Here is an 11,266-nt window from a genome sequence, read left to right as displayed (position 1 = left end):
GATGGATCTCCAGGGCCATATCGTGAAGTCCGCGACCGCGGCCAGCGCGATGGACCTCAGCTCCCTCCCGGTGGGCATCTACATGCTCCGAGTGCAAGGCTCAAACGTTCACTATTCAAAACGGATTATACTCAAATAGGGGGAAAAATGAAAAAAAGCACTTTTGCGGCAATCGCATGCGCCGCTACCGCCACCTTCGCAGCAAATACAGCCAACCCGACATTCCTGTGGGATGGCTCCACCGACACCGAAGGGCGTGTAATAACGGGTTCGCCCGAAGAAACCTCCGGCTATTGGTACATTTATGACGATGCCAATGACTATGGAACTTCCCACTTCATCTTCCCTCCAGAATTCGATTTAAATACGTACGACTCGTACCCTTTCGCGCTGATGACTGAGGAATACGGCGGAATCAAGCTTAGCGTGGTGCTGGACGAAGGCTATGAATATCCTTATGTCGGACTCGGTTTCAATATCTGGAACGAAGAACAAGAAGCTGCAGACATCACGGCCTGGGAAGGCATATGCCTAGAGTATTCCTCGGAACTCGACTTTAGTGTCATCGTCGGCATTGAAAATGAGAAGACCGTAATAGGGTATAGCGGGGAAGAAGTTGCAAAGAGAGTCAGCAAGAGTAGTTCCCTGACAGTGGTGGACCTTCTATGGGAAAAATTCAATAACCCGTTTGCCCTCCCGATAGGCAAAAGCGAAAACCCTGCTTTTGCCCAAGCAGTTGCCATCAAGTTGAAATTTCAGGGGGAAGCTGGCACCAAGGCCAAGGGCGAATTCTTCTTGAAAAAGATCGGTTCGCTCGGGCAATGTTCCGGCGGTACCGATGCAATCAAGCCAGTCGTGAATTCTCAAGTGAACGTGTCGGTCCTTGGCCGCATGGTGAACTTCGGGGGAGTAGTTCCTTCCGCCAAGGTTTCCGTGATGGATCTCCAGGGCCATATCGTGAAGTCCGCGACCGCGGCCAGCGCGATGGACCTCAGCTCCCTCCCGGCGGGCATCTACATGCTCCGCGTACAGGGCCACGGCGTGAACCACATGCAGAAGATCATCCTGAAATAACTAGGTCCGTTCTGAATATGAAGCTCCGTACCGCCATACCCGTTATCCTGACCGCTGCCGGAATGTCGTTCGCGCAGCTCCTGCCGCCGAAACCGGTCGAGACCGTAAAACTCGACCGCGCCCTGGTATTCAAGGTAGGCAATAATGGGACCGCGGCATCGGATTCATCTTCCAGGAAAATTGACGCCTCCATAAAGGGTGGCCCGGAAAAAGGCAACTACCTGAAAAATGCCCTCATCTGGGCAGGATTCTGTGTCACGGGAGCCGCCCTGTCAGCAGCGCTCGAAGGGAACGGCCCCATCAATTGCTCCTCGAAGTCACCAACAAAAGTCCTCCCTCACATGAATTTCTGATTGTCAAGTTGTTAATTGATGTTAAAGGTTCGGGTTACGCCCGAACTTTTTTATATATTCACAACAGGGATTATATGAGAATCGAACACATCGCCATCTGGGCAAAAGACATCGACCAGGTCTGTGAATTCTACCGGAAGTATTTCGGCGGGGTTGTCCAGCCACTTTACCACAATCCGGCCAAGCAGTTCACCAGCCGTTTTGTCACCTTCGAAAGTGGCGCCCGCCTGGAAATAATGCACCGCCCCGACATCGAAGGGAACGCCGAAACTGTTGGGACTTTGCGCATGTTTGCGATTGGCAAGCCAATCGCAACCTTAATCGCCTCGGTCATAAAACATACAAGTATGTTTTGCGACTCTCGGCTCATAAGGTTTCACGTGAAACACTCGCAAACCGAGGATGCGACGAAAAATTCATTTTTCGGCATATCCGAGGTGCAGCAAGTTGCGGTTGCGCAAGCAACCGCCAACATGATGGCAGGCGTTGCCGAGCATCTCGGTTTTGCCCATATTTCCTTTTCGGTCGGCTCGAAAGAGGAGGTGGATCGCCTGACGCAAAAGATGTCCGAAGATGGTATTGCCATCGTGGGGGAGCCCCGGACTACCGGCGACGGGTATTACGAAAGTGTCGTCCTCGACCCCGAAGGCAACCGGATAGAGATTACGGTATGAAAATGTTAGGACGTTTCACGTGAAACACGCACAAGGTTACCAAGCAAAAATGTGCTTGCACATTTTTATTTGGGAACCGCAGGGTGTAGGTCTTTGGCCACGCCAAAGACCAAACGTTAGCAAGGTGAGTGCAGCGAATATACACTTATGTATTTTCATTGCCGAACCGCAGCTTGTTGGTTTCACCGCCACATTTATATATATTGATGATATGAGGAGAACATTAACCATTCTGGCTCTGGCCATCATGAACGTGCATGCGGTCGACTGCATCCGCGCCACCTTCGACTATTTCGCCTCGCAATACATGCCAGAAGACGATATGAAATTATATATCCTTCCCGGCAACCTGAAACCGGACAGTCTCCACCAGCAGGAAAAATCCCTAACCTACGCCATCAAGTTCCACTGGACTCTTAACCATCTCGACGATTTGGTGTTCAGCCATTCCTGCCTCGACAAGGGAAGCACGGGGACCGTAATCCCAAACTGGAAGGTGGATTCCGCCAAGGTAGGCAAGCTCCAAAAATATACCTGGACTTTCCCTCCGGAAAACGCCGACATGAACTTCACCGTCTACCGCGGAAAGGATTCCGTCGACATCGTCACCGGCTCCAGAAATGAATTCACCCACCGTACATTCTTTATAAAGAACGATACCATCCACGAACAGAACAACCGGATCCCCAGGAACCGGATTATATACCGCGACCCCAATAACGAGAACAAGTGCTACCGAGCGAACGGGCAAGAAAAGAAGTTCGGAAACGGGAGCGTCCTGAAGGTAGGCGAGGAAGTCTACTCCACCTACGAATACGAGATCAAGGGGGACTTCCTCATCCAGAGAATATTCGAACCGAACCGCAACAAGTATTTCAGGGCGCCCGGTCCGTGCGATGGCGGAGACAAGTATACCACTATATATTATAGGCAGAAATAATTTGACCCGCTCTTTGATTGCATTACTTTTTCTTGTCTTCGCAAGCCTGGTGTTTGCGGAAGCGGACGTCCAGGGGAACAATACGGTCACCGTGGTCGAGGAAAGGCCGGCTACCCCAGGAGAAAACGAAGCCATTGAAGCCACCCAAAAGAATAATGACTTTCGATTCTTTTACCTCTTTGGCGGGGGATTTTCCGATCCAGATAACTTCGAGGTGGACCTGCTTGCCTATAACCACAAACTTTTCAACTCCAAAAGATTCTTCGTTCAATACAATGCCCTCAGGATGGACGTGAAGACATACGAGGAGGATGAAACCACAATCATAGCCGTCTCGTTGGGAAGTATCCTCGCAAATGCGGTCTTTGGTCTCTTGCCACGAGCATTCGAAAACGACATAATAACGAGCATATCCAAGCCCCTCGTCTGGCTTTCCTCGGGCGGAACAGAATTCACCATACTGGGGTTTCCACTCTGGGGAATCTCCATCGCAGAAACCCACGCCTTTAAATGGTACATAATCCAGAACCATTATTACGATGATGAAGCCCATTACAAGCTTCGATTCGACGACATCGGGTACTCCGAGGAATTTGGCCTTAAGCTCGGTCTGGTACTGGCGACAGTATCCGGAGGCGTGCGCGTCGAGGCGACTACCAAAGGGGTAGATGTCGGCTGGTTTATCAAGGGTTTGGTCCTCCCGATTTTCCCCGACTTTTATTAATGCGATAATGTTGGGACTTTGGTTTCACGTGAAACTTTTGCGGCACTATCCACACAAAATCCACATTTATCAAAAACTTATTCACGGATATTTTTAAAAAGTGAAAGGGTGTCGGCCTCGGCACTCTCCTTTTTACATTTATATATACTAAATTGTTGCGTGGACGTTTATCGAATGTTGGCTCCTTCGGAGCCTACATGCTCATGCTCGGTCATGCCGGTGTGCAAGCACCCCGTCGCGACTCTCGCTATCGCATGTTTCACGTGGAACTTTTTTGAGTTATAGAGATAACATAGATCAACAAAAGCTTTTGGCCGCGTTCCTTGCAGAACACGGTGTCCAGCTGTCCGAGGAGACACTGGGCAAGCTGTACGACTTTGCCGACTTGGTGGTGGAAACCAAGCAGTTCGGCAACCTGATTTCGGCAAAGGATTCCGAAAAGTTTTTGAGCAGGCACATCGCCGACTCGCTCGTTCCCTATATATATATAGTGAAGGGAAATGATGGTCTAGATCCTTCGACTTCGCCCGATTCTATCGCCTTCGGCTCCAGAATGACAGGCTCCACTCAGGATGACACTGTGGATGCTCTGGATCCTATCGGAAACTCCGTTTCCTCCAGGATGACGTCCGGAAAGAAATGGGCCGACATGGGTGCGGGTGCGGGATGTCCAGTTTTTCCGCTCGCCATCGCGATGCCCGAAATTCAGTTTTATGCGGTGGAACCCCGCCACATGCGCGTGGAGTTCATGAACTACGTGAAGGAAAAACTGCACCTCACGAACATGACCGTAGTAGGCAAGCGCTTCGAAACCTCCGGGCTTACCGACCTGGATTTCATCAGCTGCCGCGCACTTTCGACTTTCGAAAACGACTGGGAACGAGCGGAACACGCCCTCAAGAAGGGCGGGCACTTCCTTACGCTCAAGAGTCTCAACAGCATTTCACACCTGGAAAACGATCCGGCAGTCAATATCTGGAAATACAGCCTGCCGAACGAAGAACAAGATTACGCCTTAGTCACTCGAGGTAATAGATGAGTAAAGTGATAGCAGTATGCAACCAGAAAGGCGGCGTGGGCAAGACCACGACGGCCGTGAACCTGGCTGCAAGTTTTGCCGCCCTGGAGAAGAAGACCCTCCTTATCGACATGGACCCGCAGGGGAACGCGTCGCAGGGTCTCGGCTTCATGGAATCCCAGGAAATCGATATCCACGAAATTCTCGACATGGCCGACAATCCGGACAACATGACGTTCGAAAACATCAAGCCCGCCATCGTCGATACGACCCTCGACTACCTGAAGGTCATCACTTCGGGACCGGATCTGGCCGTCATGGAAATCGAACTCGTGAACGCGATGAGCCGCGAACACCGTCTCGAACGCGTCATCAAGGTGCTAAAGGATGAATTCGAATTCATCATCATCGACGCGCCCCCGAGCTTGAACCTCCTGACCCTGAACGTCCTCACGGCGGCGACGAGCGTGCTCATCCCGGTGCAGTGTGAATACTACGCCCTGCAGGGTATGACCGAACTCTTCAAGACCATCCGCGAAGTGCAGAAGAATTTGAACGCTAACCTCAAGATCGAAGGTGCGCTCCTTACCATGTTCGCGAACAACAACCTCTCGAAGCAGGTGGCGGAAGAAGTCCGCGAGAACCTGGCCGACACAGTTTTCCAGACAGTCATCCCGAGAAACGTGCGCTTGAGTGAGGCGCCCTCCCACGGAAAGCCTGTCATCCTCTACGACGTGCAGAGCTCCGGTTCACAGTCCTACATGAAGCTCGCCGAAGAAATCCTGAACAAGGACAGGTAGTTTTTTAGATATTAGAGGTTTAAATAAAAATGGGAAAGAAAGCATTAGCACTTGGACGCGGGTTGTCCGAAATCCTCAAGTCTCACCATGTCAAGGCGCCGGTCAATGACGCCTCCGAAATAAACGAGACCAGCGAGAACGAAGTCGACAGCAGCAAGAGGATTGTCGAAATCTCCATCGACCTCATCGACAGGAACCCCTACCAGCCGCGCACCACTTTCAACGAAGACGAGCTCTCCGAACTGGCGAACTCCATCAGGCAGCAGGGACTCATCCAGCCCATCGTGCTCCGCAAGGTGGGCGACCGTTACCAGATCATCAGCGGTGAACGCCGTACCCGTGCAAGCAAGCTCGCCGGTTTTTCGACCATCAAGGCGCAGGTTTACGAAAACCTCGACGACAAGGTGATGAGCGAATGGGCCCTCATCGAGAACATCCAGCGCGTCGACCTGAACCCGGTCGAAATCGCGAGGTCGTACCAGAAGCTCATCGAGAATTACGAGTACACGCACGAAGATTTGGCGAAGGCCGTCGGCAAGTCCCGCTCGGCGATCACGAATGCGCTCCGCCTTTTGAAGCTTCCTGAAACAGTGCTCAAATGGATAGAAGAAGGCAAGATTGCCGGAGGCGCCGCACGCGCCCTCTGCAGCGACAAGATTGCCGACCCCGAAGCTCTCGCGCTCCGCATCATCGAGGAAGGACTCAACGTCCGCCAGATCGAGGCGATTTCCCGCGGCGAAGATATCAACAAACCGAAGGAAGAAAATCAGGAATCCGGAGAAAATGTTGATACGCAGTCTGCGGACGCTTCGACAAGCTCAGTGAACGAAAGCGACAAGAAGCCGAAGCCGGAACTGAGCGCCGACATGAAGCAGTTCGAAAGCCGGCTCGAGACGTTCTTCGGGACGAAGGTCCAGCTGAACCCGAGTTCCGCGGGCAAGCCCGAAGGCACCATCGTCATCAAGTACTACAGCATGGACGACCTGAACCGCATCCAGGAAATCATGGAAAACCGCTGAGGAAAAAATCGTGAAGAAGTACTATACGGTACAGATCATTCCGGAGAACTCCCGGGAGATTAAGAAGTTCAGGATATCAACAACTCGAGTTCTTATCCTGAAAATTTTCCTCGCATTGTTTATAGTTATACTCGGTGTGTTCGCCTTCCACCTCGCGAAAATCAACGTGATCGTCGCGAAGTACGAGAAACTCCGCGTCGTGAACGCGCAGCTCATCAAGAAGGACAAGAACTACGAGGAGATGTTCATGAGGCTCGACTCCCTGTGGGTGATGGAAGAGCGCATCCAGAACATCTTCGAGACGTTCATCGAGAACGACTCCAACAAGATCAATTCCATCATCGACCGCAACAGGTTCGCGCACACGCCGTCCGAAAAGAACAATATCGATTTCGACACGCACACCTGGAAGACGTTCGAGGAAAAAATCCGCATCGAGCACATTCCCGATCTTATACCCGTCGTCGGCATCGTGAGCAAGAAGTTCTCCGAAGAGAATTCGCACCTCGGCACGGACTTCTCGGCGCAGCCCGGGAACCCGGTGTTCGCCACCGGAAGCGGTACCGTGGAATCGGCCGGAAGCATGGAGGAATTGGGCAACACCATCGTCATCAACCACGGGAACGGCTACGTGACCACGTACTCGCATCTCATGAACATGAAGACGAGAAAAGGGAGTCCTGTCCACAAGGGTGACATCATAGGTACCGTCGGGAACACGGGTAACGCGAACGGACCCCACCTACATTATACCATTGTGAAGGATGGTGTTCCACAAGATCCGGAAAAGTTTATAAATTACTAGAAGAACTTTTTTCCACTAGGAGTGAAAACATGGCAACAAAAGAACAGGAAATCACCCAGATCGGCAGCACTGTCAATATCAAGGGCGACATCAGCGGTAAGAGCGATGTCCGCGTAGCGGGCACCGTGAACGGCAGCATCAACATCGAAGGCGAGCTCATCGTCGAACGCACCGGTTTCATCGAAGCCGAAATCAAGGCCACGAATACCGTCGTAGCCGGAAGCGTCAAGGGCAACATCGAATGCACCGAGAAGCTCATCCTCGAAAGCTCTTCCAAGTTCGTCGGCAACATCAAGACCAAGCTCCTGATCATCCAGGAAGGTGCTGTGTTCCAGGGCAATTGCCAGATGGGCGCTCCTGTAGCTGCAGCCGCTCCCCAAGCAGCACCCCAGGTCAAGGAAAAACTCTAAATCCACACACCTATCATAATTATCTATTTATTTATAAATATGATTAAGATTATGATGAGGTGAATAGTGAATAGAATTTTGGAGTTTTTCGCATAAGTCCATGATCATCAAAAAGTTACGTAAACAAAAAGATGGTGGACAAATGTTGAAAATTCATAATGCTATTCACTACTTTCAACGTGGACAGATGTTGAAGCAATATTTTCAACGCCTGTGAACCGGGAAACCACAACCGCGTATTGAAAATAACAGTAGGTTCATGTGCGGGAATATGACCTGCATCACACCGGCCAAGGAAATTAGTGATTTTCTTGTTTGAGATGCAGGCATATTTTTATATATTAGATTGACTATATAAGGGTCAGTAACTTGTTGAAGATAGGTCAGATATCGGATATCCACATCGGCGAAGACGAAAGTCTCGTCCAGGGTATTGATGTGCGCGAAAACTTTTTGCGTGCACTCCGTTCCGATTCTATGGAAAAACTGGACCTGCTGGTCCTGTCCGGTGACCTCGCCAACGAGAACGCCGAACCCGGCGCCTACAGTTACATAGCCGAACAGATCAAGAAGCTCGACTATCCCGTATGCATCATTCCCGGAAATCACGATCGCATTGAAGTGATGAGCAAGTACTTCGACCTCCCCGTGAAGAACGGGAAGTGTTATTACCGTTTCGACCTGATGGGCAAGTCCATGTTCTTCTTGGACAGCGCCTGCGGTGAAGTTTCGCGCGACCAGCTCGACTGGCTCGAGGCGGAAGTCCCGAAGGTGGACGGCGAAGTCCTCTTGTTCATGCACCATCCGCCTTGCTTCTGCGGACACCGGTTCATGGATTTGCACTACCACCTGAGGAACATGGTGGAGGTGCAGGAAGTCCTTCTGAAGTTCGACAACTTGAAGCACGTGTTCTGCGGGCATTACCACTGCGAGTTCGAAGTGATGTTCAAGGACATTACCGTGCATGCGGCCCCTGCGACGCAGATGCAGATTGCTCCCGACAAGCCCTATTTCAACCTGAAAAGCAGCAGTCCTGGCTGGCAGGTGATATATTGGGGCAAAGATTTTGTAGAAACCAAAGTTCTTTACTAGTTTTTTTGCTAAAATACCTTGAAAAAGCTCGAATACTATGCTATATTTGCCGCACATGGCGGTTTAGCTCAGTGGTAGAGCACTGGAATCATAATCCATTGGTCCGGGGTTCAAATCCCTGAACCGCTATTAAAAAAAGAGGCGCATATGTCGAAACGAATTCTCGCAATTTCAATTTTGGCTATCGCCTCTTTTTTTATTGCCTGTAACGACAATTCCGATGTGAAGCCGGACGTGGAGCAGATGCAATCCGCAATGCCCAAGACAGTCCCCATCGTGAAAGTCGATCCCTTTGTCGCCCCTGCAGAACCGGTTATTACCCAGGACCAGGCCCACAAGTACGTGAAGGCCAGCGCCGCTCTGGTGGAACTTGGTGTAAGCTGGTCCAAGAAGATTGAAGAAGCGAGGGAAGGCGAAAAAGTCCAGATTCTGGACGCTTACAACGTGGCGCGTGATCAGCTCTGCGCACGTATCGGCCTCGCGGGTATTGCCGAATATAACTGGATTACCGAAGTCGCCCTTCCGAATCCCAGAAACATCCCGTTCTTCGAGGCTGCCGGCCTCAAAAAGTAGTCGATGCCTATCCGCATCACTATCAATCCTAAATCGACTTCAAGTGCCGAGTGGGCCATTTTTCGCATGGCCGAAATGCTCGGTCCGGGCTGGGACGTGTGGATGAACCGCCATCTCGTGTTCGAGAGCCGCGCCGTCGGCGCGATGAACAGGGAAGTGGACTGCATTCTTTACCATCGCGAGCACGGCATGCTCATCGTGGAATGCAAGGGCGGAAAAATTTGGACAAGGTATAACGAAGAGACCAAGAGCACCGACTGGATCCAGAACGACCACGTGATGCCCGCGGCCAAGGTGCCGAGCGTGCAGGTGGGTACGCTCATCGCGCCGCTCCACGAATACATGAAGGAACTCCTGGAACCCGCGGGCGACGGGAAGGTGCGCAAGGTGCGCGTGCAGTGGGCGGTGTGCTTCAGCGACATGGACATCATGGAAGGAATTCCTGGAGCGGAAATCCCGAGGAAGCGCGCGCTGCTCAGGCCCGACCTGCTCAACGCGAAGCGCTTCGAAAAACGCCTGATTGAAATTCTCGAGACGCCCGTGCAGGCTTTCGGGAACATGCCTTTCCCCAACGAGTACCTCGACGAGGATTCGCTGTTCCGTCTGAGGAACTTTCTCGACGGTCAGGGCGAGAAGCCCGACGAGGCGGAAATTACCAGGAGCTGTTACGAGAACTGCTTCCAGGAAGCGACCGAGATGCAGCAGATGATGATGGAATCCATCTCGCGCAATCCGCGCATGCGCATAGAGGGCGTGGCGGGTTCCGGAAAGTCGCACATGGTGGTGTGGGATGCGCTCAGGCTTTCGCGCATAGGCAAGAACGTGGCCATCGCATGTTACAACGACCTGCTCGCCACGGAACTCAAGCAGGATGTAGATAAAGTAATAAGCAAGGACCGCATCGGCGTGGAGGCGAAGTACGCGCAGGATGGCGGCGTGAGCTACGGGCGCGTCGACGTGTACGCCTATTCCGAGTGGTGCGAAAAATACGTGCGCGCCTCGAAGGTGAAGGTGGCGAAGGGCGCCGACAAGTCGCAGTACTACGACAGGGAACTTCCGCAGGCCTTCGTGAAGGCGCAGAAGGTTCTGGCGAAAGACAAGAAGAAGCGCGAGAAGTTTTTTTACGACGCGGTCATCATCGACGAGGGTCAGGATTTCGCGAGCGAATGGGTGGACTGCTTTATCGGGCTGCTGCACAACCAGAAGCGCGGCATAGTGCGGTTCTTTTACGACCCGGCGCAGCGCCTGTACGCGAGCCGCAACGGCATCGACAACGCGCAGGTGCAGGCGATGCCCGTGATGGTGCTGAACCGCGGGTTCCGCAGTACCAAGCGCATCCTTGAATGGGTGCAGAAGAATACCGGGTTCAGGCTGCAGTCCTTCGACAACACGGTGCTAGGCGACGTGGTGAAGGAGATGCAGTACGGTGATGGCGCCGAGCAGGTTCAGATGCTCAGCGCCCGCATCGACGAGCTCATGAAGAAGAAGAAACTCAAGGAATCCGACATCCTCGTGGTCTCGATGAAGAGCGACAAGAACTCGGCACTCAAGAACATTACCGACGAACGCATCGTGTGGAACACGAGCGGCGACAAGTCCATGATTAAGGACAAGGTAAATATCGTGAGCGTCTACCGCATCAAGGGACTCGATTCTACCGCGGTGATTCTAACCGATCTCGAGGAACCCGCCGAAGCGCTCAAGCGCGAAGACTGGAAGCGCTGCATGCTCGTCGGCGCCACCCGCGCCAAGGCGCTTCTTACCGTTTTCAGAAAGAAGTAATT

General features: G+C 52.2%; 14 protein-coding genes and 1 tRNA gene. All 15 read left to right on the top strand.

Features of this window, described 5'->3' with window-relative positions; all coding sequences use genetic code 11:
- Position 1 precedes the first annotated feature (1 nt).
- The 15 genes from IK012_RS13645 to IK012_RS12075 all read left to right on the top strand — a co-directional run bounded on the left by IK012_RS13645 (position 2) and on the right by IK012_RS12075 (position 11,264).
- Entirely contained in the window at positions 2-139 is a 138-nt protein-coding gene (locus IK012_RS13645) for a T9SS type A sorting domain-containing protein (RefSeq protein WP_367273793.1), read from the top strand.
- Positions 140-147: 8 nt separating this feature from the next.
- The gene (locus IK012_RS12140; protein WP_290954982.1) at positions 148-1,074 is read left to right on the top strand and encodes a T9SS type A sorting domain-containing protein; all 927 of its coding nucleotides are present in this window, start codon (positions 148-150) and stop codon (positions 1,072-1,074) included.
- Between the two features lie 17 nt (positions 1,075-1,091).
- On the top strand, positions 1,092-1,427 hold the full coding sequence (locus tag IK012_RS12135) for a hypothetical protein (protein WP_290954980.1): 336 nt from the start codon (positions 1,092-1,094) through the stop codon (positions 1,425-1,427).
- A 74-nt stretch (positions 1,428-1,501) separates the two neighbouring features.
- On the top strand, positions 1,502-2,101 hold the full coding sequence (locus tag IK012_RS12130; protein ID WP_290954978.1) for a VOC family protein: 600 nt from the start codon (positions 1,502-1,504) through the stop codon (positions 2,099-2,101).
- A gap of 211 nt (positions 2,102-2,312) precedes the next feature.
- Complete coding sequence (locus IK012_RS12125; RefSeq protein ID WP_290954977.1) at positions 2,313-3,041, top strand: hypothetical protein; 729 nt, start codon at positions 2,313-2,315, stop codon at positions 3,039-3,041.
- Positions 3,042-3,054: 13 nt separating this feature from the next.
- Positions 3,055-3,765, top strand: a complete 711-nt coding sequence (locus IK012_RS12120; protein WP_290954976.1) for a hypothetical protein — start codon at positions 3,055-3,057, stop codon at positions 3,763-3,765.
- 274 nt (positions 3,766-4,039) lie between these two features.
- The gene (locus IK012_RS12115) at positions 4,040-4,804 is read left to right on the top strand and encodes an RsmG family class I SAM-dependent methyltransferase (protein ID WP_290954975.1); all 765 of its coding nucleotides are present in this window, start codon (positions 4,040-4,042) and stop codon (positions 4,802-4,804) included.
- Positions 4,801-5,583: a ParA family protein gene (locus tag IK012_RS12110; protein WP_173379455.1), complete on the top strand. Its 783-nt coding sequence runs from the start codon at positions 4,801-4,803 to the stop codon at positions 5,581-5,583. Before IK012_RS12115 ends, IK012_RS12110 begins: the two co-directional genes overlap by 4 nt.
- Before the next feature lie 29 nt (positions 5,584-5,612).
- The gene (locus tag IK012_RS12105; RefSeq protein WP_290954973.1) at positions 5,613-6,602 is read left to right on the top strand and encodes a ParB/RepB/Spo0J family partition protein; all 990 of its coding nucleotides are present in this window, start codon (positions 5,613-5,615) and stop codon (positions 6,600-6,602) included.
- 10 nt (positions 6,603-6,612) lie between these two features.
- Complete coding sequence (locus tag IK012_RS12100) at positions 6,613-7,407, top strand: M23 family metallopeptidase (protein WP_290954971.1); 795 nt, start codon at positions 6,613-6,615, stop codon at positions 7,405-7,407.
- Between the two features lie 29 nt (positions 7,408-7,436).
- Positions 7,437-7,817, top strand: a complete 381-nt coding sequence (locus IK012_RS12095; protein WP_173379457.1) for a polymer-forming cytoskeletal protein — start codon at positions 7,437-7,439, stop codon at positions 7,815-7,817.
- A 369-nt stretch (positions 7,818-8,186) separates the two neighbouring features.
- Positions 8,187-8,909 (top strand): metallophosphoesterase, encoded by a 723-nt coding sequence (locus tag IK012_RS12090; protein ID WP_290954969.1) that lies wholly within the window; start codon positions 8,187-8,189, stop codon positions 8,907-8,909.
- 57 nt (positions 8,910-8,966) lie between these two features.
- Positions 8,967-9,038, top strand: a tRNA-Met gene (locus IK012_RS12085).
- Between the two features lie 18 nt (positions 9,039-9,056).
- Entirely contained in the window at positions 9,057-9,482 is a 426-nt protein-coding gene (locus IK012_RS12080) for a hypothetical protein (protein ID WP_290954968.1), read from the top strand.
- Positions 9,483-9,548: 66 nt separating this feature from the next.
- Positions 9,549-11,264, top strand: a complete 1,716-nt coding sequence (locus tag IK012_RS12075; RefSeq protein ID WP_290954967.1) for a hypothetical protein — start codon at positions 9,549-9,551, stop codon at positions 11,262-11,264.
- Positions 11,265-11,266 lie beyond the last annotated feature (2 nt).

The sequence above is a fragment of the Fibrobacter sp. genome, assembly GCF_017551775.1.
Lineage (GTDB): Bacteria > Fibrobacterota > Fibrobacteria > Fibrobacterales > Fibrobacteraceae > Fibrobacter.
Note: the sequence above shows the minus strand (reverse complement) of the source record. Positions and strands in the feature narration are given on the sequence as shown.

Excerpts from the sequence above, each read along its gene's own strand:
- IK012_RS12110 (WP_173379455.1), top strand. The coding sequence starts at position 4,801 with ATGAGTAAAGTGATAGCAGTATGCAACCAGAAAGGCGGCGTGGGCAAG.
- IK012_RS12105 (WP_290954973.1), top strand. The coding sequence starts at position 5,613 with ATGGGAAAGAAAGCATTAGCACTTGGACGCGGGTTGTCCGAAATCCTC.
- IK012_RS12075 (WP_290954967.1), top strand. The coding sequence starts at position 9,549 with ATGGCCGAAATGCTCGGTCCGGGCTGGGACGTGTGGATGAACCGCCAT.
- IK012_RS13645 (WP_367273793.1), top strand. The coding sequence starts at position 2 with ATGGATCTCCAGGGCCATATCGTGAAGTCCGCGACCGCGGCCAGCGCG.
- IK012_RS12140 (WP_290954982.1), top strand. The coding sequence starts at position 148 with ATGAAAAAAAGCACTTTTGCGGCAATCGCATGCGCCGCTACCGCCACC.
- IK012_RS12080 (WP_290954968.1), top strand. The coding sequence starts at position 9,057 with ATGTCGAAACGAATTCTCGCAATTTCAATTTTGGCTATCGCCTCTTTT.
- IK012_RS12125 (WP_290954977.1), top strand. The coding sequence starts at position 2,313 with ATGAGGAGAACATTAACCATTCTGGCTCTGGCCATCATGAACGTGCAT.
- IK012_RS12135 (WP_290954980.1), top strand. The coding sequence starts at position 1,092 with ATGAAGCTCCGTACCGCCATACCCGTTATCCTGACCGCTGCCGGAATG.
- IK012_RS12095 (WP_173379457.1), top strand. The coding sequence starts at position 7,437 with ATGGCAACAAAAGAACAGGAAATCACCCAGATCGGCAGCACTGTCAAT.
- IK012_RS12130 (WP_290954978.1), top strand. The coding sequence starts at position 1,502 with ATGAGAATCGAACACATCGCCATCTGGGCAAAAGACATCGACCAGGTC.